This is a genomic window from Vallitalea okinawensis (assembly GCF_002964605.1).
GTDB lineage: Bacteria > Bacillota > Clostridia > Lachnospirales > PQDH01 > Vallitalea_A > Vallitalea_A okinawensis.
The window spans coordinates 190,767-216,757 of the sequence record NZ_PQDH01000005.1 but is presented as its reverse complement, the minus strand read 5'-3'; the positions used below and the strand labels follow the sequence as shown (position 1 = coordinate 216,757).

Annotated in this window: 16 protein-coding genes; 13 read left to right on the top strand and 3 right to left on the bottom strand. The window is 34.5% G+C overall.

Features of this window, described 5'->3' with window-relative positions; genetic code table 11:
* Positions 1-3: 3 nt before the first annotated feature.
* On the bottom strand, positions 4-744 hold the full coding sequence (locus C1Y58_RS15400; RefSeq protein WP_105616972.1) for a helix-turn-helix domain-containing protein: 741 nt from the start codon (positions 742-744) through the stop codon (positions 4-6).
* A 345-nt stretch (positions 745-1,089) separates the two neighbouring features.
* On the opposite strand from C1Y58_RS15400, the gene C1Y58_RS15395 reads away from it, so the two are divergent.
* The 5 genes from C1Y58_RS15395 to C1Y58_RS15375 all read left to right on the top strand — a co-directional run bounded on the left by C1Y58_RS15395 (position 1,090) and on the right by C1Y58_RS15375 (position 7,385).
* The gene (locus tag C1Y58_RS15395) at positions 1,090-2,847 is read left to right on the top strand and encodes a sensor histidine kinase (RefSeq protein WP_105616971.1); all 1,758 of its coding nucleotides are present in this window, start codon (positions 1,090-1,092) and stop codon (positions 2,845-2,847) included.
* A gap of 34 nt (positions 2,848-2,881) precedes the next feature.
* Positions 2,882-3,964, top strand: coding sequence for a response regulator transcription factor (locus C1Y58_RS15390; RefSeq protein WP_157950124.1), 1,083 nt, complete (start codon positions 2,882-2,884; stop codon positions 3,962-3,964).
* 207 nt (positions 3,965-4,171) lie between these two features.
* Positions 4,172-5,554 carry an ABC transporter substrate-binding protein gene (locus C1Y58_RS15385; protein WP_157950123.1) on the top strand — a complete coding sequence of 461 codons (1,383 nt, stop codon included), beginning with the start codon at positions 4,172-4,174 and terminating at the stop codon, positions 5,552-5,554.
* A gap of 89 nt (positions 5,555-5,643) precedes the next feature.
* Complete coding sequence (locus C1Y58_RS15380; RefSeq protein WP_207655763.1) at positions 5,644-6,537, top strand: carbohydrate ABC transporter permease; 894 nt, start codon at positions 5,644-5,646, stop codon at positions 6,535-6,537.
* A gap of 11 nt (positions 6,538-6,548) precedes the next feature.
* A complete protein-coding gene (locus C1Y58_RS15375; protein ID WP_105616968.1) occupies positions 6,549-7,385 on the top strand; it encodes a carbohydrate ABC transporter permease in 837 nt (278 codons plus the stop codon).
* Between the two features lie 99 nt (positions 7,386-7,484).
* Here C1Y58_RS15375 and C1Y58_RS15370 read toward each other — a convergent pair whose 3' ends face one another.
* Positions 7,485-7,964 carry a spore coat protein gene (locus C1Y58_RS15370; protein ID WP_105616967.1) on the bottom strand — a complete coding sequence of 160 codons (480 nt, stop codon included), beginning with the start codon at positions 7,962-7,964 and terminating at the stop codon, positions 7,485-7,487.
* A gap of 97 nt (positions 7,965-8,061) precedes the next feature.
* A complete protein-coding gene (locus C1Y58_RS15365; RefSeq protein ID WP_105616966.1) occupies positions 8,062-9,795 on the bottom strand; it encodes a S8 family peptidase in 1,734 nt (577 codons plus the stop codon).
* Positions 9,796-10,141: 346 nt separating this feature from the next.
* On the opposite strand from C1Y58_RS15365, the gene mreB reads away from it, so the two are divergent.
* The 8 genes from mreB (at position 10,142) to pulA (ending at position 25,840) form a co-directional block, all read left to right on the top strand.
* Positions 10,142-11,128: a rod shape-determining protein MreB gene (mreB, locus tag C1Y58_RS15360; protein ID WP_105616965.1), complete on the top strand. Its 987-nt coding sequence runs from the start codon at positions 10,142-10,144 to the stop codon at positions 11,126-11,128.
* Between the two features lie 12 nt (positions 11,129-11,140).
* Positions 11,141-11,905, top strand: a complete 765-nt coding sequence (gene flgF, locus C1Y58_RS15355; protein WP_105616964.1) for a flagellar basal-body rod protein FlgF — start codon at positions 11,141-11,143, stop codon at positions 11,903-11,905.
* 16 nt (positions 11,906-11,921) lie between these two features.
* Entirely contained in the window at positions 11,922-12,737 is an 816-nt protein-coding gene (gene flgG / locus C1Y58_RS15350) for a flagellar basal-body rod protein FlgG (RefSeq protein WP_105616963.1), read from the top strand.
* 12 nt (positions 12,738-12,749) lie between these two features.
* The gene (locus C1Y58_RS15345; RefSeq protein ID WP_105616962.1) at positions 12,750-13,127 is read left to right on the top strand and encodes a rod-binding protein; all 378 of its coding nucleotides are present in this window, start codon (positions 12,750-12,752) and stop codon (positions 13,125-13,127) included.
* A gap of 134 nt (positions 13,128-13,261) precedes the next feature.
* Positions 13,262-14,296 carry a phosphodiester glycosidase family protein gene (locus tag C1Y58_RS15340; RefSeq protein WP_157950122.1) on the top strand — a complete coding sequence of 345 codons (1,035 nt, stop codon included), beginning with the start codon at positions 13,262-13,264 and terminating at the stop codon, positions 14,294-14,296.
* A gap of 169 nt (positions 14,297-14,465) precedes the next feature.
* Positions 14,466-16,271 (top strand): hypothetical protein, encoded by a 1,806-nt coding sequence (locus C1Y58_RS15335; RefSeq protein WP_105616960.1) that lies wholly within the window; start codon positions 14,466-14,468, stop codon positions 16,269-16,271.
* A gap of 337 nt (positions 16,272-16,608) precedes the next feature.
* Positions 16,609-17,796 (top strand): methionine adenosyltransferase, encoded by a 1,188-nt coding sequence (gene metK, locus C1Y58_RS15330; RefSeq protein ID WP_105616959.1) that lies wholly within the window; start codon positions 16,609-16,611, stop codon positions 17,794-17,796.
* Between the two features lie 316 nt (positions 17,797-18,112).
* Complete coding sequence (gene pulA, locus C1Y58_RS15325) at positions 18,113-25,840, top strand: type I pullulanase (RefSeq protein ID WP_170311611.1); 7,728 nt, start codon at positions 18,113-18,115, stop codon at positions 25,838-25,840.
* Positions 25,841-25,991: the final 151 nt, after the last annotated feature.

The following is a 25,991-nucleotide window of genomic DNA, read 5'->3' as shown; positions in this document are numbered from 1 at the left end:
TAGTTATTGCTTATAAGTTTTTCTATATTGACTAGGTGTCATGCCGCATATTTCTTTAAAGGTATTAGAAAAATAGTTAGGATCGTTGAAACCGATACTTATAGCGATTTCTGAAATATTGTGGTGAGTGTTCTTTAATAACAGTTTGGCATGCTCAATCCTCACCTTGTTAATATAGGCTTTCACATTGACCTTCATATTCTTCTTGAAGATATGACTCAAGTGGGATGTACTACAATGGCAAAAGTTTGAAATCTTTTGTAAATTGAGTTCTGAGGAATAATTCTGTTCAATGAATTCAATGGCATGGGACAGAATATAGTGCTCAGAAGAATAAGTGTCTAGATTGTTTTTACTTAGATTTTTATGCAAAGGAATAAGTGTCGTATAAAGGGAAGCCAAGTAATCAGCTACAATTCCTAGACGACTAGTAATCTCATCTGGGGAATATATAGTATCTTGAGTAGAACTATTGTATAAAGTCAATAGTTGCGCTTGGTTCATATTGTATTCCTCAGATATTGCCTTAATACGACTATAGGCTTTTTCTTGGTCAGAGTGGAACTCGCCAGCATAGATGACGCCAATGACAATATCATCACAGATTATTGGAACTACATATTCATAGACACCGCAGTAACACATACCAAAATAAGTTTTTTTGGTTTTCTCAGCTTTATCAAGAATGCTGGTTTTCATTTTGAGACATCTATCCCAAAGTTCTCTTTTGGATTTAATCTTCATGCAGAAAGCATTTTTATGTATGAGATAGGGTTGTAAAGCGGATGCAAGATCACTATCAATATATAAAAAGCCTGAGAAATCATTGAAGCATAGATCAAGATGATAGTCATTGGATAAATGTTCTAGATAGTCCGTTAATCCAGTATACTTATTGATAATAAACCCACCTCTCTATAAATACTTACTCTTATTATTAGAATAGTAATACCAATATTATACATCGTTTCACTAGCGTTTACGACAAAATTCCACTATGCTATAATGAACAGTACAATGTAATACGTTTTAAGTGTAATAGAAAAATATAAGGTTGTAAATAGCAGAAATTATAAATGGGGAATATAGATGTTGAAAAGAAAACAGATGAAAATTAGATATCAATATTTAATAGCTATTTTAATTACAACAGTTATCTACCTTCTCATTCTTCAAAGTGTTAACTATTTCTATACAAGTAGTATTATCAAAGAGAAGCTGATCACTTTATCCAATCAGAACTTAGAACAGATAGGCAGTCGTATTGATACTGTTATTGAGGATATGATAATAGCTTCAAATGCCATCGTATTGGATGATTCCATTATTGATATTCTTCTCGATGAAGAAGAAGCTTTTTTTGTTAAGATGAGACAAGTGGAATCAAAAGTTGGTAAGGTAGAAGCAGCTAACTTATATCCTTATACAGTTGAAATCACACTTATTGATTTTAATGAGAATGTCTATACGACTGGTGATCTTGAAAAGTATAGGTATGATAAACTGGTTCAGGAAGATTGGTATATGGAAGCATTGGACTCTAACGGATACTTTTTATGGATAGGTCCTACAAGAAGTGTCTTTAATGACTATACAGATGCCAATGGTATGACACTAGTTAGATTAATTCGAAAAGATTATTATCAGCCTTGTGGTGTATTAGTTATTCATTTATATAATGAAAAGAAAGTGAAACATATTTTAAGATCCGATGAAGAGCTAGATGGAACACGTCGATTATTATTGAATGAGAATGGAGAAGTTATCTTAAGTTCAGGCTCTTTTGAAGATATAAAAGACTATGCCAATGAGTTAATGCAATACATTCCTAGTGATGGCACGAAGCCCGTTGATATTAAGGATGAAAATGTGTTTATTTCCACTCAGTCCATACCTAAAACCCAATGGACTTTGGTTCAAACCATTCCTTATGATTCAATAATGAGTGATGAAATAGGTTTTAGAAATTTCTTTATTTTCATCAATATACTCTTCTTTTTAATCATAGGTGTTATTACCTATTTTATATCAGGACAATTGACAAAATCACATCGTCAATTAAGTAAGTTAATGCAACGAGTTGAGGAAGGAGACTTTGCTGTTAAATCCAATATTACAGGCAGTTATGAAGTTAATATGTTAAGCTCTAGCTTTAATGCTATGATTGATAAAATTAATGATCTTATACAAAAAATCAAAATAGAGTCAGAACTTAGACAGAAGGTTAAATTAGAGGCTTTACAAGCCCAAATCAATCCTCACTTCTTATTGAATACATTAAATGGGATTAAGTGGCTGTGTATAATCGAAGAAGCCAAAACAGCAGAGGGGATGTTGCGTGATCTAGGAGTTCTTCTAGAAGGAATTATGGGTAAGTACAATGAATTCATTACCATTGAAGAAGAAAGAAAATGTCTGGAAAGCTATATTCGACTACAGAAGATGAGGTACGGTAATATCTTTACTGTGGAGTTTGATATTCCTGAAAAGTATGCTCATATTAAGATCCCAGTGCTCCTCTTACAGCCCATTATAGAAAATAGCATTCTATATGCATTTGAAGATAAAGAAGATGTAGGTCTTATTACTGTACGAATTAGAGAAGAGGATGCCTATATTGTCATAGAGATTAGGGACAATGGTATTGGTTTTGATAGTAAAGTGTTAACTAGTGGAATAGATAAACAACCAAGAGAAAATTACAGTTCAATAGGTATTAAGAATGTAGAGGAACGCATTAAACTCTATTATGGTGATGACTGTAGTCTTACAATACATTCAATGAAGAATCAAGGAACCACAGTGACAATTCGGATTAAAGATAAGTTGATGATTGAAAAACCTTAAGTGTATTGTCAATGATGCAGAAGGTGGTGTTGGTATGAGGGTGTTAATAGTTGATGATGAAGTATTAGTAAGAAAAGGGATATCCATGGGCATCAAATGGGATGATCTAGGTTTTAAGGAAGTTCATGAATCTAGAAATGGTCTTGAAGCTTTGGAATATGCCAAAGAACATTATCCACATCTGGTTATAACAGATATAAAAATGCCTAAGATGGATGGACATGAATTAATTGAACAACTGAAAATATATTGTCCGGATACCATTGTTATTGTTTTAAGCTGTATCAATGATATGGATTCAGTAAGAAAAGCTATGAAGTTTGGTGGCGCAGTTGATTATATCCCTAAGTTGTCTATTTCAACTGAAGATTTAGCAGATATAGTTAAAAAGTGCAAGAAACAGATGAAGCCAATAGATCGTAATGGTGATGCTGGGACGAAAGAAGGAAAGACTACTCAAAAGAAAGTCTATTTAACAAAAGAACGTGAACAAAGGTTGAAGGAAGCTATAGGTACTCAAAATAATGAGGCTGCTAAAAAGGTCATTCAAATTATTTTTGATGATCTTAGTGAAAATAGTGCATCTGTAGATCGATTTAAGGAATGGCATGAATTGATTTCCATATTAAGTGGAAGCATTAAAAAAATAGGTGGTAACATCAACGAGCTGAAAATGAATAATCTTAATATTTATGACTATTTTAACGGTTGTAAGAATCTTTATGAGATGAAGGAACGTTTTTTTGCTTTATTAGATAGGTACTTTAACTATATTGAGGAATATCAATTAAAACGCTATGGAGAGGAAATAGGAAAAACAATACAGTATCTTCATTTACATTATAAGGATGCCATTAAACTCAATGAAGTGGCTCAGCACATTGGCATTAATGATACTTATTTATGTAAGCTGTTTAAAAAAGAAACTGGCAAGAATTTTACAGATTATTTAAATGAAATCCGTATTCAAAAAGCTAAGGAACTTTTAGTCGAAAGCAATGAACCCATTTATGCCATTGCAGAATTGGTTGGTTATAATAGTGAGAGCTATTTTAGTAGAACATTTAAAAAAATAGAAAATATGAGCCCAAAAGCTTATAGAAGAAGTCATAAATAGATCAAATATTTAAATGAAATAAAGCCTTGATTGAATCCTATGGTTCATTTAAGGTTTTCTTTACTTGGTGAGATGGCAAAATAGTTCAGTTTTATCTTTGCATTCACTGAATGGCAAAATAGTTCAAGAACGACTCAATTGAGTTCATTAAAAGAAGCTGATGAAGATGATAAGATTAATGCATAATAAGAAAAGAGGAGGATGGTTATGAAAAAAATATTATCACTTATATTAGTAATAGTTATGATGTGTAGTTTATTAGTGGGGTGTGGGGAGCAATCCGCAAGTGAAGAAACAACAGAAAAAACAAATCAAACTGAAAAGGCTGAGAACAAAAGTAATAATGAGACAAAGACGGAACCAACAAAGTTAGTTGTTTGGGGTGGGGTACCAGCTGAATCAGGACCACAAGATCTTGTAGATGCATGGAATAATGAAAACCCAGATATCCAAGTTGAATATGTACGTTTTGTTAATGATGATACAGGTAATACAAAGCTGGATACAGCTATATTATCAGGTGAGCAAATAGATTTATTTTTTACTTATACTGTAGATTTACTAAAAAAACGTGTAGATAGTGGTATGGTTGAATCTTTAGAAGATGCTAAGTACCAAGATTTCATCAAAGAGAATATTGCTGGTGAAGGCGAAGGTATGGTTCTTATTGATGACCAATTATATTCTATTCCTACAGTAAGAGAACCTTTTGGTATCATGCTTAATAAAAATATGTTAGATGAAAAAGGTATTACAATACCAGATGGTTGGACAGTTGATGATTATGCTGATGTTGCAAAACAGTTAACAGGTGAGAAAGATGGTCACACAGTCTATGGTGCTAATATCATCCAAGGTGGCGGTTATCCATTAGACATTCCTGTAACGATCAATGGTGGTGACTCTTACTATAATGAAGCAGGAAATGCAAGTAATTTTGACACACCAGAATTTGATGCAAGTGCAAGTTTAAAAGTATTAATGGATGAAGGTTATGCTATGCCTTACGAAGAAATTTTCTCAAGAAAACTTCAAGTATATGCTCATCCAGCATTCCTTAGTGAAGAAGTAGCTATGACAAGCTTTTCAGCTTGGATGCTTAGATATGTTAAAGATTTAGAGAACTATCCACATGACTTTGTTACTACTTTTGCACCATATCCAACAACAGAAAATGGAGTAGAAAACAATTATCAAGCTTCATTAAACAACTATATCTGTATGAACAGTAACTCTGATGAAAAAGATGCTGCATGGGAGTTTATGAAGTATTGGTTGACAGATGGTTCTAAGTACATGTACAAAGCAGGTAAAATCTCAGTTTGGAAAGAAGCAGATCCTGAAGAAGCAACGAAAGTAATCCTTGGCGATAATGCTGAAGAGTTATTTGATGTAGAGGCTTACAAGGCAGTTATCTTTAATCCAGATTTAGAGTATATCGTAGATACCATTACAGCAGGATATCCTCAATTAAAAGAAATCTATAAAGAAGAAAGTGAAATGTATTTCTTAGGTGAAACAACTAAAGAAGAATACCTAAAGAATTCAAAAGAGCGTTCAGATAAAGCGATTCAAGCAGAAATAAAATAATTAATTAAGATGCTGGTTAGTATTTACTAGCCAGCTCTTCTTTAGAGAAGAAAAGTGGAATTGTAGGAACAAAATTGGAGGTGACAGATTTGGCTAGTAAAAATAAAAAGAAAATTAATTGGACAGCAGTTTTATTTATAGCCCCTAATTATATCGGATTCATTATTTTTATTCTTTTCCCAGTATTATTTTCATTATTTGTATCCTTTACAGACTTTAATATATTCAAAGGCTTTGAAGGTATGTCTTTTGTAGGCTTTGAAAACTTCATTAGGATGTTTACGGATGAGTGGTTCTTAGCAGCAGTTAAAAATAATCTCTTATTTATTATTGGTACTATTCCGATTTTAATTATTCTTTCTATGATTATTGCTACCATCCTTAATAATAAAGTGTATTGCAAGAATTTCATGAGAGCACTAGTTTTCATCCCCTACATATCAAGTGTAGTTGCCATTTCAGTAGTGTGGATGAAACTTTATAATCCTTCTCAAGGACAGATCAATCAATTGCTCATGGCCATTGGTATTGAGAATACACCAGGCTGGTTAGGTAGTGTGGATTGGGCGTTACCAGCATTAATGATCGTAAGCATTTGGATGGGACTAGGCTACAATACCGTTGTTTATATGGCTGGTCTGCAAGGGATTAACAAAGCTTTATATGAATCAGCACAAATCGATGGTGCTAATTCTGTACAGATGTTTAGACATATTACAGTTCCTATGTTGAGTAGTACAACATTCTTTTTAATGATCACCAATATTATTGGCTCATTTCAAACATTTGGAACTGTTAACATTATGACAGGTGGAGGACCGGGAAAGGCTACGACAGTTATAGCTCAGTATATTTATAAAGCAGGATTCAGGTATCATGAAATGGGTTATGCAGCTTCAATGGCTTGGATCTTATTAATTGGTATTTTTTCAATTACACTTATTCAGTGGAAAATTCAAAAACGTTTCGAAAATAATTTTTAGGAGGGATATACATGTTATCCATTAGAAAAACTAAAAAAATTCTTCTAACGGTTGTAATGCTTTGTTTCACGGGTTTAATTATATATCCCTTTATATGGATGTTGGTGAGTTCTTTTAAGCCTTTAGGTGAAATCTATGAATTCCCTATGCGGTTTATTTCTGACGGTATGTCTTTGAACAATTATAAGGAAGTCTTATTTAATCAATCGCCCTCTTTCTTATTGTATTTTAAAAATACAGTTATTACGACTGTGCTATCAGTAGTAGGAACCTTATTGACGTCATCAATGGCAGGATATGCATTTGCCAAAATGGAGTTTAAATATAGAGACCAGTTGTTTTTGATTTATCTCATTACCATGATGGTTCCTTTCCAAGTACTCATGGTTCCACAATTTATTATGTTTAAGTATATGGGATTATTTAATACACTTTGGGCACTTATATTGCCAAGAGTATTCTCGCCACTGAGTACATTCCTTATGCGACAGTTCTTTGTGGATATTCCAAATGAAATCATCGAAGCAGGAAGGATAGATGGGGCAAAGGAGGCAGGCATCTTTTGGAGGTTGGTTTTACCTCTAGCTAAACCTGCAATGGCTACTATTGTTATCTTAAACTTCGTTTGGAGATGGAATGAATATGAAGCACCATTGATTTTCTTAACAGATAAAAATCTCTTTACTTTAACAGTAGGGTTAACGAAGTTCATCGATGAAGCTGGTGTTGCTCAGGATAATTTAATCCTTACGGGTGCTATGGTAGCACTTATCCCAATGATGGTTATATTCTTAATTGGGCAAAGGTATATGATTGAAGGTTTAACATCTGGTAGCGTTAAAGGTTAAACGTAATACTATCAAAGGTAGTTCAGCATATGGATAAATTATAATGGGTGTCTCATCTAGATTATTTCTAGTGAGGCACCCATTATTCACAGAATTATATTACTTAACTTCATACATACCGTGACTGTTCATATAGTCAAAAAGTTCTTGACCATGGCGTTGCTCATCTTGCTGGATGTGTTGCACGGCTTGTCTTACAACAGGGTTAGCAGCTTCAAAAACTGTGGTATCATAGGTACTTGATACATATTTTTCTGTAGCTAATAAATCACTACAGAGAACTTCATCGCTTTGGTTGCTCATGGCACCGTGGAAACCAGTCTGTTGATTCGAAGTGGATGACTGATTACTTTGGCCACCCTGTTGCTTATGGCTCATATCTGGAGCTTGTCCTTGGAGCATTTGATTAACCATATCATAGTGATGTTGCTCTTCTGACGCTAGTTTATTCAATAGATTTTTTAATTCTTGGTCTTTGGCATGCTCAGCAAAACTCTTGTATTTCTGAACGCAAATCTCTTCTTGATGTTTTTGGTCTTCTAAAAGCATACGTTCCTTTTGTGATAATTGCAATGACACTATCCTGCACCTCCTAATACACCTAGTATTTGTACAAAGTCGAAATATATGTAAGATAATCAATATTAACAAAGGGTGACATTGACTTAAGTCACCCTTATTCATATTTACCTTGAAGTACTTTAAAGGTGTTGAATAAGTCCAGAGAACCATACCCCCACTCTTTGTTAGGGTAAGTGATATTCTTTTTTCTATTAGCTCCTCTTGCTAAATAAGCAGTTAACTTATAAGTGTTTAAAGTGGGGTCATTCCCTTTAAGGACTGCCCATTCAGTGAATAAAGCACTAGCTCCAGCAGCAATAGCCGTGGAAGCGCTGGTACCAGACTTGACTTCGTATTTATTATCAGGAATAGGTCCTAATACATTTACACCAGGTGCAACAATATTAGGCTTTACTTGATTATTAGCTGTATATCCTCTACTAGAAGGAAGGTAAATGCTATCATAAATTTCATTATAGGCACCAACAGTTAAAGTACCTATATTGGCAGCAGGATTGACAATGGTTATGTTAGGACTAGGTTCTAAGAAGATGGTTTTATCATCGATAAACCCCCTTATAGGCAGCCAAATATTAAATCTACCAGTGGTAATACTATCCCCATGAACGATAATGTTCCATATACCAGGTGATGGATGAAGCATTCGGACATATATAGCTTCTTCACCACCACGAATCTCAATGAATTCATAAAAGACATTGATGATGGTTGTTTCTAATGGTGTCGAAAGTCTTTGCCATTGTAAAGATTTGATAGGAATTTTACCTGTTGAATAACCCTGTGGTGAAACCAGTTCAATGGTCAATTCATCAGGAAGACTACACCACATATTAAAGAAAAGACCACGATCTTTCTCTGACACGATAAGGGGTACCTGGATTTTTGATTCACCGTTTCGAAATTGACCATGGTAATGATGGGCTGCATTGGCTTCATTTCCTGCACCTACTACGGCGATGGTACCATATACATCGCCTTTAGCTGCCAGTTGCTCTTCCAAGTAGATGGCGCCATTATGTGGACCTTCCGTTGAAGCGCCGGTAAATAGAATAATTAAGGGTTTTTTAAATTCTCGTGCTTTTTCAAATACATAGTTAACCGCTTGAACAACATCATTGGATTGAAATGCAACAACATCTTCTTTAACTTGAAAGAAATCAATTATGCTTTTCTTAGCTTGCTTAACTTTCACTACAACAAGGTCTGCATCAGGAGCTACACCTTGAAAATCTAACCTTTCATTAGGTCTACCAGCAGCTATTCCTGCTATATATGTACCATGACCAACAGAATCAGTAGAAGGTACGATGGCGTAAGGGTCATCAGATAAAAAAGCTTCTGTAATCTGTTCATTGGTATATTCTGTACCATATAAAAAGCCTTTAGGCGGTGTTCCTTTACCTTCCTGATCCCATAAGCTAAGTATCTTACTTGTATAATCTTCATATATAAATGCTTCATGAGTATAATCAATACCTGTATCAATAACACCAATAATGACATTCTTGCCTGTTATATTTAGTTCAGGACTCTTTAGGGTTGGAAGTATACCTGATGCTGATAAAGCACTAGTACTGCCTAATCCATAAATATTGGGGATAACTAAGTATTCGATAGATCTATAAAAATCTTCTAAGTCTTCAGGAGCTACTTTAATATGTAATATATAATCTGTTGCTGAGATAGGTTGAATGCATTCAGCGCCCATTTGCCGGGCTACATCTTCGATATTTTCCTGTGGAGTCGGTATATGATAGATATCAATATACTCTTCAGATGTAATGATATCAGAACAGTTCTTACCTTTGTTATAATCTAACTCTGCCATATGATCACTTATTTATATTTTTCTATAATATATGTTGGGTTTTTATAAAATATACCCTTACCCTTTTTACTGTCTAAAAACTATATTTTAAACCAGCTTATATGCGATTGTTGGGTATTTTTAACTTTTGTGCTAAAAAGCCTAAATTTATAACCTAAATTAGTTAAATTTCTTTGACGAAGGGGATATTTTTGGATATAATTAGAATTAAGGAATATTATAATCTTTAAACGATACATTCATCTTAAGGATTGACTCTATTATTAATAATTGTAGTGAAAATTTGTCGAAATGATTAAAGATTATATGTTGAGTATACGATATTAGAAGTGAAGGGGTATGGTGAATGTTTTCAACAGATATTGGAATTGATTTAGGAACTGCAAATGTACTTGTCTATATTAAAGGCAAAGGAATTGTATTACAAGAGCCATCAGTTGTGGCCATAGATAAAAACTCAGATCAGATTTTAGCTGTAGGAGAAGAAGCGAGAAGAATGTTAGGTAGAACACCTGGAAATATTGTAGCCATTCGCCCACTCCGTCAGGGTGTCATCTCTGATTATGAAATAACAGAAAAAATGCTTAAATACTTCATCAACAAAGCTGTCGGAAAGAGACTGATTAAACCTCGAATAGCTGTATGTGTGCCAAGTGGTGTAACTGGTGTTGAAAAAAGAGCTGTAGAAGATGCGACACATCAAGCGGGTGCCAGACATGTTGATATCATTGAAGAACCAATAGCTGCTGCAATTGGAGCTGGGATTGATATTTCAAAGGCATGTGGTAGCATGGTAGTTGATATCGGTGGTGGAACATCCGATATTGCAGTTATTTCTTTAGGTGGTACAGTCGTTAGTGCTTCCATTAAATCAGCTGGCGATAATTTTGATGAAGCTATTGTTAGATATATTAGAAAAAAACATAATCTGCTCATTGGAGAAAGAACAGCAGAGGATATTAAAATAAAAATTGGTGTTGCCATTGTTGAAGATGAAAGCGACATGAAGACAATGGATATTAGAGGTAGAAACTTAGTTACGGGCCTTCCTGTAACCATTAATATATCATCAAAGGAAATTGAAGAAGCGTTACGTGAACCAGTCACCAATATTTCTGAGGCAGTTCATAATGTTCTTGAAAGAACACCACCTGAATTAGCTTCTGATATATCTGATCGTGGAATCGTTATGACAGGTGGAGGAAGTTTACTTCAAGGATTAGATCGTTTGCTTCAACTCAAAACAGGTATCAATGTTTTTGTTGCTGACGATGCGGTTTCATGTGTTGCTGTGGGTACTGGTAAATATGTGGAATACTTATCAACTAAGTAAGGAGAGAATACATTGATAAAAGGTATTTATACAGCAGCAAGTGGTATGATGACCCAATACAAGAAAATGGACGTTGTATCTAATAATCTAGCCAATGCTGATACAGCAGGTTTTAAAAAAGATGGTGTTGTAACGGCATCTTTTGGTGAGGTCATGATGATGAAAATTAATGACCCGAGTAGTCCAATGCCAACTGAAATTGGTAAAATGAGTATGGGTGTAACAGTCAATCAACTTTATACAGATAATACACAAGGTTCACTTGTACAGACCAATAGTCCCTTTGACGTAGCAATTGATGGTGAAGGCTATGTTACAGTAGGTGTCATTGATGAGCAAGGTAATGTGACAGAACAATTTACCCGTGATGGTAGCTTTACAGTAACCAATGAAGGATTCCTAATGACATCAGAAGGGCATCTGGTAATGGGAACTGAAGGTAGTATTACTATCCCAGCAGGTGAAATAGTAATTGACGAAGATGGAACGATCTTAGTAGATGGTCAATTTGTTGATAAAATTAAGCTGACTAATTTCGAAGATAGATCCACCTTGAGAAAAATTGGTGACAGTCTTTATGCTACCACTGATGATTCTGTAGTAAAAGCTTTTGATGGTCGCCTACAACAAGGATTTATTGAGGGATCTAATGTAGATGTAGTGAAAGAAATGGCTGAAATGATCAGTATGTCTAGAGCTTATGAGGCTAGTCAGAAAGTACTTCAAGCTAATGATGAATCTCTAGGAAAAGCAGTAAACGAAGTAGGTAGTCTTTAAGGAGAGTGAATAACTTATGATGCGATCACTTTACACATCAGCTTCTGGAATGACCACTCAACAATTAAATGTAGATGTTATTTCCAATAACTTAGCTAATGTCAATACCGTTGGTTATAAAAAAGAACGATTAGAATTCCAGTCCTTACTATATGAAACCATGTCAACAGCTAACGTTGATGATAAGGGAAATGGTAAACCTGTTAATATGCAAGTTGGACATGGTGTTCGTCCAACGGGTACAGTTAAAACTTTTACACAAGGTATGATGGAAGAAACTTTTGCCCAATTTGACTTTGCTATTGATGGTAAAGGCTTTATGAGTATCAGAGGTGCCGATGGGGAGGAATATTATACACGAGCTGGTAATTTCAAAACCATCTCTGTTGATGGTGAGATGATGTTAGTAACCAATGATGGTTATCCAGTATTGTCAACAGATGATGAGCCTATTGTCTTTGATGAAACCATGGATTTATCCCGTATCACCTGTGATAAGCAAGGCCAATTTATGTACATGCAAGATGATGGTACATTAGAAGATCTTGGCATTCAGTTAAAACTTGTACAATTCAATAACCCTCAAGGACTAGAAGCAAAAGGTGGTAATTTATTTGCAGTTACTACTGCTTCAGGTGAAGCAATGCTGGAAATAGATAATGATGACTTATCACCTAGTGTTGTGATGCAAGGTTTCTTAGAAAAATCCAATGTGGATATTGTTGAAGAAATGGTTAAAATGATTGTTGGACAAAGAGCTTATGAGATCAATTCACAAGCTATTAAGACGTCAGATGAGATGCTTCAATTAGCAAATCAACTGAAAAGATAGTGAGGTAATATCATGGAAATATCAAGTATGATGCCGATAACGTCTTCAACCATGGATACATATGAAGCAAGTAAGGCGAAAGAACTTACAAAGAGCTTCAATGAAGTATTAAAGGATACAACCCAAAAAGTACAAGCACAAGGTCAAAGACAAGAAGAATTAAGAGATGCTTGTCGTGATTTCGAAGCCTACTTCTTATATACCATGTTCAAAGAGATGGATAAGACTGTTATGAAGTCTGATCTGATTCCTGAAGGTCAAGCAGAGACCATGTTTCAAGATATGATGTATAATGAAATATCAAAAGAGGCTTCACAAGGAATGGGAACAGGATTAGGTAAAATGATGTACGAGCAATTATCACGCACCTATAATCAATTTGATAAATAAAATAATTACTTTTGATAATAACGCTATGAAGAAATTCATAGCTTTTTCATTTTAAAGTTAACTAAAAGCTTCTTCAATGTTTAATAATGAATCAATAGTGTTAATAATATACTATTAGAATATAGGAGATAATGATGAGTGCTAAATTATTGTTGATACTAGGACTTATGTTTAATATAAACACAAGTGATACACCTATCTTTTATGAGTCATTCCAATCCAGTATAAATGAACAACCCTTATATATCAATTGCTTAATTGTGGATATGAATAATGAAGCTATCCAAGTAACTAGTGCGCTCTCCAAAGAGGTTATCTATGGGTTTGAGGAGACTAGTAAGATGGCAGAACGCAATGAAGCTTTAGTTGCAGTGAATGGAACATTTTTTGATGATTATGGTCATCACATTGGTGGTATGATGATAGAAGAAGAATGGATCACATTGCCCGATCCTAACTTACCTACTGTTATCTTAACAGATGATAATCGAATTACGATCGATGACACTAGGGTTTCCGCATATTTGGAACATGGGAATAAAAAATATCCTATCGATGGATTAAATCGCTATGCCTATGGAGAAGAGTTACTTCTTTTTACCCCAATGCATGGTTCAACAACACGGATCTATAGTGATGCTGTTAACTACATTATTGATGAAGATAAAGTTATAGATATTATTCATTCTGAGGAACCTGTTGGTATAGAAGAAGGAACCATAGTCTTAGTTGATATTGGTGGAAAAGCAGGGCTTGCGTTAAATGTTGATAATGAAATTAGGTTGACTTATGAAGGTCTAGAAGATGAAAATACAGTTGAATTATTCCAAGCTAGCAGTTATCTTGTTAAAGATGGCGAAAATGTAGCTAAAATTTTTGATCCCATCATTGGATTAACCACTAATCGAGAACCTCGAACCTTACTTGGGGTAACGGAAAATAATAAATTAGTTATCCTCGTGGTAGATGGCAGGAAGCCGGGGATAAGTGTCGGGTTAACAGGACATGAAGCTGCTGAACTCATGATGGAATTTGGGTGCACTGATGCTGTACTCTTAGATGGTGGTGCATCCAGTACAATGATTGTTGAAGAAGTAATTGTTAATCATCTGGCTAATGAGAAAGAGCGTATTGTTGGGCATAGCATTATCATCAAGATCCAGGAGTAGATATAACACATAATAGTACATGTTACTTATCGATGAGTAAATGTTCTATTATGTGTTTTTTGATATTTAAATTAAGTTTTTATTACTGATCAGCTTCTTCGTTGGTAGAAATTGAAAAGAATCGATAGAGGTGTTATAATGTAAAAATAAGTAAAGGGAGGTAGCGAAGATGAAAAAGATATACATCCTTTTAGGTGGGATTATCATTCTGTTGTTTGGTATTCTGTTTTACAGGAACTACAATATGCCATCTAAAGATGAAATAAATCAACAAGAAGAAAATACAGATTCGCAACAAGTTGACTCCGGGGATGAACAGATTTATAGAACAATTGAGATACAGAGAACGAGTGATTTAATCATAGAAGAAACCGATGAGTTAATCAAGCTATATTATAATGATGATTTTGACTTCTATATACTGAATAAATCAGAAGAAATTAAAAACTTAGATAAGAGTGTTAACTATGAACCTAACCAAGGGATAGATATAACAGTGAAAGACAGTTGGGTGAAGATAACGGGAGACTATAAAAACGCATCTACAAATTGGGTATTAACAATCGAAGAAGTTAACTATGGTGGACAAATCTATGAAGAATTAGAAATTCAGTTCATTAAAACTGCTCGATTAATGAGTTACGTTTATCTACTAGAAGATGATGCAACGGTACCAGCTGGACAATTCTATTATCTTAACGACGAACCGAAGGACTTCTTATTCAAGTTTGTTCCTGAAAGTGATGAGAACAGAGAGATTCCATTCCTTCCTGAGATCGATAAAACATCTGTAGAAGAAGCCATTTCTACTGAACTATTTAATTCTCAATGTGATTTCATGTTTGAATGGCAAGACGACTACATATTAAAAGTGAAATGTTATGATTGGCAGTATACAGATGCTCAGAATAGTGAGAAGTTCTTTGGAGATATGACACTTGGTAAAGACGGATTCGGAGAAGATATCAGGCTTTCTTATTTTGCATGTCGTATCGGTAAGCAAATGCAAGTCTATGCAATGGATATGTATGATTTGGGTGTGACTCAATTAGATATTGTTTATGAAGAGGAAAGGCTTTGGGATATGCCAAAGATGAGGAATGAGCATATCATTTCCTTCACTATAGCCAATGGAGCACAGGGTTATCACTATGAGAGAGAGAATCTTTATTATAGTCTAGAGGATATGGATACTATCACAGTTGAAGATGGAGAAATCATCTCTCATATGACTGTAGAAGATTATCCTTTTGCAGATTTGTATAATCAAGATATCTTCTTTATTCCTGAAACAATAGGAAGTTATGAGTCCTCTTATCATAAAGGAGGGTGCATCTATAACAGTAAAGGTGAAATATTGGTAAGAGATGCCCAGCTTGAGGGGTTTAAAAAGTTGAAGAAGGACAATCTTATGGCCTTTTATAGAACGGGTACAGAAATGGACTATGATAAAATTCAACTGGTCGTTTATGATGCAGCAACTCATCAAGTTTATCAACATCAAACAAGTCTTACATATGTTCCAGGTGGTATCGGTGTTAGTCCACCAGTGGTATCTGAATCAAATCAATCAGATTGGCTATATATTAGTAATACCTTCACTGCAACAGAAAACTATAACTTCGCGCCAATAGGATATATGTTCGATTATAAGACAGGAGAAGTCGCAGAAATGAAGGGGAATCCTAAAGGGGATCAAGCTATTCTAGAAGACGGTATTCTTATATATCTAGAAAGTTATGGGGATAAGAATTACCAGGTACTTGACTTAATAGAAGATAAGGATTTAACCAAAGCTGTTGGTGTTAAGAACTCTGGTGATCCTATCATTATTTCTGATGGCTATATCAGTTGGTACGCTGATGGTAAAATTCAAATATATGATTTAGCCATGCAGATCAAAAGAGAAATTACTGTTGATGGTTATCCAAGGTTATTAGGGATAGCTAATGGAAAGCTATACTTTAGTAAGTAAAGTTATCCTTGCAATGCTATAAAGACTATGTTAAAATGAATCGTAAAGTTCATATGAGCGAAGTGCTTATCAAGAGTTAGGGTAGAGAGTTAGCTCGGTGACCCTACACCAGCCTGCTGCAAGCAAGGTGGTCCTGCTAACGTCGATGAGGCTAAGACGAATCGTTTATGATGCCTTCTTGACGTGTGCAAGAAGGTTTTTTACTGCGTAATCTTAATGAAGATATTTGGACTTAAGCATTAAGTTCAGTTTTAATATAAATTTGTTGAAAATGAGCATGACCTGCATATGAACTACATCAATGAAAATACTAAGAGTAAGTAGAAGGAGGATTAAAATGGCAAGACGATTATTTACTTCAGAATCTGTAACAGAAGGACATCCAGATAAAATCTGTGACCAAATTTCTGATGCAGTATTAGATGCAATCTTTGCGCAAGACCCAAATGCGAGGGTTGCTTGTGAAACGGCTGTAACAACAGGCTTAGTTTTAGTTATGGGAGAGGTAACAACGAATTGTTATGTAGATATCCCAAAAATCGTTAGACAAACTGTAAGAGAGATTGGTTATGATAGAGCTAAATATGGTTTTGACTGTGATACATGTTCTGTATTAACATCATTGGATGAGCAGTCAGCGGACATTGCTATGGGCGTTGATAAAGCATTAGAAGCTAAGCAAGGTGAAATGACAGAAGAAGAAATTGAAGCAACAGGTGCTGGTGATCAAGGTATGATGTTTGGTTATGCTTGTGATGAAACACCAGAACTAATGCCAATGCCAATTTCATTAGCTCACAAGTTAACTAAAAAATTATCAGAAGTACGTAAAGATGGTACTTTATCATACTTACGCCCAGATGGTAAATCACAAGTAACCGTTGAGTACGAAGATAACCAACCAGTTAGAATTGATACAGTTGTTATTTCAACTCAACATGGTGAAGAAGTTGATCATGCTACAATCGAAAAAGATATTAAAGAACATGTAGTTAAAGCTGTATTACCAGAAGATTTATTAGATGAGAATACGCGTTATTTCATTAACCCAACAGGTCGTTTCGTAATTGGAGGACCTCAAGGTGATGCAGGTTTAACAGGTAGAAAAATTATCGTTGATACTTACGGTGGCTATGCAAGTCATGGTGGTGGTGCTTTCTCAGGAAAAGATCCTACGAAAGTTGACCGTTCTGCTGCTTATGCTGCTCGTTATGTTGCTAAGAACATCGTTGCAGCTGGTTTAGCTAGAAGATGTGAGATTGAGTTAGCGTACGCAATTGGTGTCGCAGAACCTGTTTCTATCTTGGTTAATACGCATGGTACTGGGGTTATTTCTGATGAAGAGATTACTGCTTTAGTTAAAGAACACTTTGACTTAAGACCAGCGGGTATTATCAAACAATTAGATTTAAGAAGACCAATTTACAGACAAACAGCTGCATATGGACACTTTGGTAGAACAGATGTTGATTTACCATGGGAAAGAACAGATAAAGTAGAAGCATTAAAAGCGGCTATTCAATAAATAGAAGTATTGTTTTAGAGAGGATGATTCAAATGATTTTGAATCATCCTTATTTAAATTCTTTCATAAAGTAGATTAATAGTAAAGGTATTGGTATTTTTCATAAAAGTTCTTATTGAAATCAAAAATAATTGAAGGAATTATGCTATATATTATTAGGTGATTTATTGGGTTTGTTGATTACTAATAAAATGATGCATCTTGAATCAATAATCATTAACTATATTGACAAAATGGATGAAATAGGATATTATATATGCAAACGGTTTCCTTAATTAAGTGCAACCGTTTGAATAAAAATGAAAGTGGGGGAACTATGAGAAAAATAATAAGTTACTTACTAATAAGCGTCTTACTAGGTAATATTTTTTTTAACGTCAATTTAATACAGAATATTCAAGCTAGTGAGAATATACCGTCAATAGAAAGTCCTGTATTCAATGAAGATGGTACAGTGACAGTTAATGTACTTTATGAAGGAGAAACTCTTTACATAATAGGTAATTTTCAAGAAGCAAATAATTGGGGGACCTTTATCCCTATGTTAAAAGGGAATAGTTATGATATTGAAGGTGTTATAAAAAGCGTATTTAGTTATACTTTTTCATTGAATACAATAAAAAACAATAAAGGTGAGATTCAATATAAATTTTCAAATGTAGATAACTGGAGTGGAGATAATTTTACAGATCCATTAAACGCTAACATAGAGGGTGGTAATTCGAAGTTAGATTATCTCAAGTTGGATATTGAAGAAGATCAGTTGCAACAAGGAAGCGCTACAAGTATAAAAGCTATAAGAATGGATATGGCAGGGGTAGAAATAAATTTGACAGAAGATACAACCTTTCAATCAAGTTATGAAAAAGTGACTGTTACTTCAGGTCAAGTAGTTGTTATGGATATAGCAGAGATAGGTACATCAGTAACGATTACTGGGAACTACAATGGGGTTGAAGCAACCACAGTGCTTTCTATAGTTGACCAACCTCTACAGAGTCCAATAGTCACTACTCAAGGTTCTGTAACCTTTAGCTATCAGGGAAATGGTACACAATCAAAAGTAGCCATAGCAGGAGGATTTAATGGTTGGAGTACAGAGGATACTCTCTTAGTAAAAGGGGAAAACAATATATGGTCTACAACTCTAGATTTATCACCAGGTAGTTATGAATACAAATTTGTTGTAGACGGTTCCTGGATTGCAGATCCACTTAACGAACTAAAGTCAGGAGATAATAGTCTTGTTATAGTAGATGGTATTCAACTACAATTAGCTGATGAAATAGCACTTGGTAAAAGTGTTGATTTAACAGCTAACTACCTCAATAAGGAGGGTGAAAGTTCTTCCGTTGACGCTCAATGGAGTTTAAAGGAGGCAGTGGATGGTGTATCATTGACCAATAATCAATTGACAGTTGCCGATTCGGCGACTGTAGGAGGAATAGTTACAGTTATTGCAACTTATGACGGTATGGAAGCAGAGCATAATTTTACATTGATTGGTCAGACATACGAATTTACAATACATTATTATCGTCATGACAAGAAGCAAATGGAATGGGATTTATGGGTGTGGATGGATGGTAAAGATGGAGCAGAATATGATTTTACCAATGAAGATGAGGATGGTTATGCAACAGTAACTATCACTGTTCCTGAATCGAACATTAATATAATTACTCGCCCAGGTAATTGGTCCAGTCAAGAAGTAACCCGTATAGCCGAAATATCTGAAGGTGAATCCGTTGATGTATGGATTATTGAGGGTGATGAAAAAGTTTATTACGATAAGTCGGAAATAGATATTTCATCAAAGGTAGAAAGTGCATTAATGGATAGTACTTCTGAAATAACAGTATATACGACAAGTGATATAGGTGATGATGTATCTTTTAGACTTAAAGATGGCGATGGAGCGGTCATTTCCACAACAATGTTTAAGAATGAAGAAAGAAAAGTTACATTAACACTTAGTAATCCAGAAGATATAGATGTAAGAGAATTATATACTGTAGAAAGTGATCACTTTGGTGAAAACTATGTAACAATGCGTGGCATTCTTGATGATTCACAATTCTATTATAGTGGTGATGATTTAGGTGTGACTTATAAAAGTACACAATCCATGTTTAAAGTATGGGCACCTACAGCGAAAGAAGTTTATGTCAGTCTATATGATGATGTAGGTATATATGATGATAGCGGAAAAGTTACCGATCATACTGGTGGGCAAGAAAATGTTATGGTGCATCAAGATAATGGAATATGGTCTGTTACCATAGAGAATGATCTGGCTGGTAAATACTATATGTATAAAGTGGTTTTTACTGATGGAAAAGTTAATTATGCTGTTGATCCTTATGCCAATGCAGTTTCAGCGAATGGACAACGTGCAGCTATAATTGATATGGGTCAAACCAATCCTAGCTCATTTACTAGTGACTATCAACCACCTATCGTTAATCCGACAGATGCAGTGATCTACGAACTACAAGTAAGAGATTTCTCCATTAATGATAATTCAGGAATAACGAATAAAGGGAAATACAAAGCATTTACAGAAGTGGGGACAAATTATAACGGTATATCAACAGGTATTGACTCTCTTGAAGAATTAGGTGTTACTCATGTTCACTTACTACCTGTTTATGATTTTGCCACTGTCAATGAATTAAAGATTGATGATTCTTCAAGTGATGATCCTAAGTTTAATTGGGGATATGATCCACAAAACTACAATGTACCAGAGGGAAGCTACTCGACAAATCCAGAAGATCCTTCTAATCGAATTATAGAATTTAAAGAGATGGTACAGTCTTTACATGATAAAGACATTGGTGTTGTCATGGATGTGGTTTATAATCATACTTTCAATATAGAAGATAGCAATTTTGATAAAATTGTACCTGGTTATTACCATCGTACAGATGAAAAAGGAACTTTCACTAATGGATCAGGTGTAGGTAATGAAATTGCTTCTGAAAGACCTATGGTAAGTAAGTATATTATAGACTCAGTGATTTATTGGGCAGAAGAGTATGGAATAGATGGTTTTAGATTTGATCTAATGAAACTAATAGATATCAATACGGTTAAGCAATTAGAAAATAGATTACATAATGAGGTAGATCCAAGTATTATTATTTATGGAGAGCCTTGGAGTGGAGGTTCTACACCTTTATCAGGAGATCTTCAAATTGTTAAAGGAACTCAGAAAGATAATAACTTTGCGGTATTCAATGATAACTTAAGAGGTGCTATAAAAGGTGGTAGCGATGATGCTTCAAAGGGATTTGCTACTGGAGCAACGGGAAATGAAAGTGGTATTGTTACTGGAGTAAAAGGAGCCATTGATGATTTCACTAACTCACCTACTGAAACTATCAATTATGTTACAGCTCATGATAATCTGAATCTATGGGATAAAGTCATTAAAACTCAAGGTTTAGAAGAGCAAGAAGGTTTCGTTGATATCAAAGATGGGGAATTACAAGGAGAAGATGCAAATTCTTTCAATAGCGTAGAAGAAGCAGTAGCGGCAGCCACACCACATAGTAGTATTGATGAGGCTAATGTATTGAGTAACGAAACAGTAAAGAGAAGTCTCTTAGCAAATGGTATCATCATGACTTCTCAAGGGATTCCTTTTATACATGCTGGTGATGAAATACTTCGTACAAAGTTTGGTGATCATAACAGCTATCGCAGTCCAGATGCTATCAATATGTTGAGATGGGAAGATAAAGCAAAATATGATGAAGTATTTGATTATTATGAAGGTCTCATTGATCTTCGACAAGCCCATCCAGCCTTTAGGATGACAGATAAAGATAATGTTTATTCTAATATAAATGTATTCATCCAGGAAGATAGTGTTGTGGCTTATGCGTTAGAGAATTATGCTAATAATGATATATGGAAGAATATCGTTGTTATCTATAATGGTAATGAAGAGGATAAAATCGTTACCTTACCTTCCAATAGAACATGGTATACAGTCGTTAATGGTGAACGGGCTGGAACAGAAATTATCAATAGTTTCACAAGTGACCAAGTAAGTGTGGAAGGTTTAACGATGATGGTTCTGTATGATGAGGTATTGGAATATACCCCTGTTGCTACTAGTCTTGAGTTAAGTCATGAAGAAATTGGACTTGAGGTAGGAGAACAACAAGCCTTAACGGCAATTGTCAAAGATCAAGAAGAGCGCATAATGGATATTGATATTAGTTTTAATTCAGGAAATGCATCTATAGCCACAGTAAGCGATAATGGATTGATAAAGGCGATTTCAGAAGGTGATGTCAATATTGAAGTTGTTGCAGGAAACCTTAACAAAACAATTACTGTTCACGTTGGGGATAGAATACCAACAACCGTAGAAATTATTGGTGATAGCGCAGTCTATGAGACCTATACCATTAATTTAAACGTCGATATAAAAGATCAATATGATCAAATAATGACTGGAGAATCGATTTCTTGGAGTTCATCAAATGATGCAATTGCAACAGTCTCACAAAGTGGTAAAGTCACTGGAAAGGCAAAGGGAGTTGTAACGATTACTGCCCATGTAGAAGGCGTTATAGCAAGTAAAACCATAACAGTTAAAGAAAATGCAACTCATTATGTTAGACTTCAATATGTTCGTGAAGATGAAGTTTATGATGACTGGAACCTTTGGGTTTGGAATACTGGTGTACAGGATGATCAGATTGACTATGCAAAGATAGAGGATGGGAAAGCTATCTTTAATATAAAAGTTACACCTTTTACATCACAGATTGGTTTCATTGTAAGAAAAGGTACAGATTGGAGTACTGCAAAACAAGACATAACAAATGATCGTTTTATAGATATTTTTGAAAACGAAATTATAACCAAAGTAACGGCTATTAGTATGCAGCAAGATCTTCAATATGTAAAAGAAATAAATGGTCCAGAGCTTAATCAAGGAAAGGCAACATTCTATTTCAGAGATCCAGACCTTTTCGCAACAGATAATATGGATACAATTGATGGTGTTATGTTAAATATCATGGGTAATTCTTATGAAATGGTATATCAAGATAAAGATGAATTATTTGAATATACCTTTGAAACTGTTCCAGAAGGTGTATTTGAATATAATTTTAATGTAACTATAGGTAGTACAACAACTACAGTTTCGGATGTCTATAACCTTAATGCTGAAGGTCAATCTATATTTACTTATGATAAATTAGACCTTAGTATTGATGCTAGATTATCAAAGGCAGCAGTGAATTATAATGAGAATACAGTATTAACATTAACAATTAAGGAAGACGATGTAGATATAAGAGCTGCAGAAATTGTTATTGATGTTTCTGCAATTGGTGGCGACACAATAAGTATGGAACCATCACTCAACGAAGTTACTTTAGCTGTAAAAGATGATGTTGCAGCTGGAATTAAGGAAATTCCTATAACTGTTATTGATGAGTTTGGTGGGTATCATCAAGTCACTTCTAATATAGAAATATTACCTAGAAGTATGAATGATAATGATACTGTCTTTGACTTTGATGAAGCAAGGATATACTTTATGTTGACAGATCGTTTTAATAACGCAGACATGAGTAATGATGATCCCTATGAGATTGGATATGATAAAAATGATCCAGGATCTTATCATGGTGGTGACTTCAAAGGAGTTACAGATAAGTTGGATTACTTAGATGATTTGGGTATTAATACGATATGGATTACCCCTATTGTGGATAATATTAACTACGATGTAAGAGTTAACGATGATCCGCATATAACACCTTACTACGGTTATCATGGTTATTGGGCTGATAATTTCGAGGTGCTTAATCCACATTTAGGTACTATAGAAGATTTCCACACATTGATAGATGAAGCCCATAAGCGAAACATGAAGATCATGGTGGATGTGGTGCTGAATCACTCGGGATATGGATTAAAAAGTAATGATACAGCTAATGGCATCGAACAATATCCTACAGATGAAGATCGTAAACGTTTTGAAGGTTTACTTAGAGAAAATCCTGTAGATGGTGATCCTGTACTGGGCGAACTATCTGGACTACCAGACTTTAAGACAGAAGATGAAGCTGTGAGAGATCAGATTATAGAATGGCAAGTTAATTGGGTCAAAGAATTGGGTATGACATCTAATGGCAATACCGTTGATTACTTCCGAGTGGATACTGTTAAGCATGTAGATGATACAACATGGATGGCCTTCAAAAATGAATTAACTAAAGACTTTCCTGAATTTAAAATGATTGGTGAAAGTTTTGGTGCTTCACCAGAAGATTCATTAGGTGATTTAGGAAATGGTAAAATGGATGCTCTCTTAGATTTCTCTTTCAATGATAAAGCTAGAGAATTTGTTAATGGAGATGTTGAAGGAGTAGAAGAGTACCTTGAATTGCGTAACCAAAAGGTTAATAATACCTTTATCTTTGGTCAGTTCTTAAGTAGCCATGATGAGGATGGTTTCCTTACAATGGTTGAGAATGATTTAGGGAAACAAAAAATAGGAGCAGCCCTTCAAATAACTGCAAAAGGTCAGCCAGTTATTTATTATGGGGAGGAACTAGGTCTTGGGGGAACTAGTAATAACCCATACTATGATAATCGCTACGATTTTCCTTGGGAGCAAGTAGAAAACAATGATATGTTAGAACATTACACGAAACTACTAAACATTAGACAGGACAACAGTTTAGTTTTCTCAAAGGGAGATCGAACAAAAGTTGAAGCTTCAAATGATCAAGGATATGTTCTATTCGAGAGAAGTTACAAAGAAGAAAAAGTGCTAATAGGTTTAAATACCAAGGAAATAGTACAAGAAGTGACTTTTGACAATATATTTACCGCTGGTACATTGGTAAAAGATCTTTATAACAATAACTTGTATAAAGTAGATCAAAATAACAGACTTACAATCTTGATGCCTGATAGAGATAAAGGTGGAACAATTATATTGAAGAAATATACAAGTTCTAGCTCATCTAATTCAGATGATGACGATGATGATGATAAAGAAACCGATGAGAAGGCAAAGGATGATGCAATTAAGCAAGAAGAACAAATCATTAAAACTGATGATATTGAGAAGAGTCTGGAAGTTCTTAATGGCTCAATCACTGTTACAATCGCACCAGAAACATTTGAAGATAACTATACAAAATTGGTTGTAGCTATAGTTGATGATTCTAAAGATATAAATGAAGAAGCTTATATAAATATCGATGACACGCATGAGTTTGTTACACCAATTTATGAGTTTGATTTGAAAGATCAAGCTAATAAGAAAGTGAATTTTAAGAAACCGATAAAAATAGAGCTTAAATATGATCCAGAGAAAGTCAAAGATCCGCGTAAATTAGGTGTATATTATTTCAATGAGCAAACGAAGGAGTGGGAATACGTTGGGGGTATAGTAAGTGAGAACGGTACTATTTCCTTTGAAGCTCAACACTTTAGCAAGTATACAGTAATGGAGAGTAATAAAACTTTTAAGGATCTCAATGAAACTGCTTGGGCCAAAGATGCTATAGAAGTGCTAGCATCTAAAGAGATAATCAATGGAGTTGATAAAGATTACTATGAGCCAAGCAGAGCCATAAGCAAGGCGGAATTTGCTCAATTACTTGTGAAAGCATTTGATTTAGAGTCAAGTAATGACTATGTAAGTTATCATGACGTTAACAAAGATGATTGGTATTATGATGCGGTTCGTATTGCATCCGGTTTAGAGATTGTAGTTGGCTATGAAGGTGAATTCCATCCTAATAAAGAAACATCGCGTGAAGAAATGGCTGTAATGCTTCTTAGAACACTAGAAGCTTTAGATGAGAATTTAGAAGGTGAGAATAATCAAAGTTTTAAAGACGATGATGAGATTTCAGATTGGGCAACAAAAGCAGTGATGAAGCTCATAGGAAGAGATATCATTACAGGAACTCCAGATGGGTATTATTATCCCCAAAATAGTCTAACAAGAGCTGAAGCGGCAATAGTTATATATAAAGCCCTATATGAATAATAATCTTAAGAATATAAACCTCAACAAGGGTTTATATTCTTTTTTATTAAGGGGTTGTAAAATTGTATTAATAACTATATAATATATGTGTAATAAAATTGGATAATTTTGATTGAATTATGCTTAATTTACTAACTGGTTGATTATTTCT

What these genes read in the sequence shown, in the direction of transcription:
- flgG (WP_105616963.1), top strand. Translation starts at nt 11,922, where the DNA reads ATGATGCGATCACTTTACACATCAGCTTCTGGAATGACCACTCAACAA.
- C1Y58_RS15375 (WP_105616968.1), top strand. Translation starts at nt 6,549, where the DNA reads ATGTTATCCATTAGAAAAACTAAAAAAATTCTTCTAACGGTTGTAATG.
- pulA (WP_170311611.1), top strand. Translation starts at nt 18,113, where the DNA reads ATGAGAAAAATAATAAGTTACTTACTAATAAGCGTCTTACTAGGTAAT.
- C1Y58_RS15395 (WP_105616971.1), top strand. Translation starts at nt 1,090, where the DNA reads ATGTTGAAAAGAAAACAGATGAAAATTAGATATCAATATTTAATAGCT.
- C1Y58_RS15335 (WP_105616960.1), top strand. Translation starts at nt 14,466, where the DNA reads ATGAAAAAGATATACATCCTTTTAGGTGGGATTATCATTCTGTTGTTT.
- C1Y58_RS15340 (WP_157950122.1), top strand. Translation starts at nt 13,262, where the DNA reads ATGAGTGCTAAATTATTGTTGATACTAGGACTTATGTTTAATATAAAC.
- C1Y58_RS15345 (WP_105616962.1), top strand. Translation starts at nt 12,750, where the DNA reads ATGGAAATATCAAGTATGATGCCGATAACGTCTTCAACCATGGATACA.
- metK (WP_105616959.1), top strand. Translation starts at nt 16,609, where the DNA reads ATGGCAAGACGATTATTTACTTCAGAATCTGTAACAGAAGGACATCCA.
- C1Y58_RS15365 (WP_105616966.1), bottom strand. Translation starts at nt 9,795, where the DNA reads ATGGCAGAGTTAGATTATAACAAAGGTAAGAACTGTTCTGATATCATT.
- mreB (WP_105616965.1), top strand. Translation starts at nt 10,142, where the DNA reads ATGTTTTCAACAGATATTGGAATTGATTTAGGAACTGCAAATGTACTT.
- C1Y58_RS15400 (WP_105616972.1), bottom strand. Translation starts at nt 744, where the DNA reads ATGAAGATTAAATCCAAAAGAGAACTTTGGGATAGATGTCTCAAAATG.
- C1Y58_RS15385 (WP_157950123.1), top strand. Translation starts at nt 4,172, where the DNA reads ATGAAAAAAATATTATCACTTATATTAGTAATAGTTATGATGTGTAGT.
- C1Y58_RS15390 (WP_157950124.1), top strand. Translation starts at nt 2,882, where the DNA reads ATGAGGGTGTTAATAGTTGATGATGAAGTATTAGTAAGAAAAGGGATA.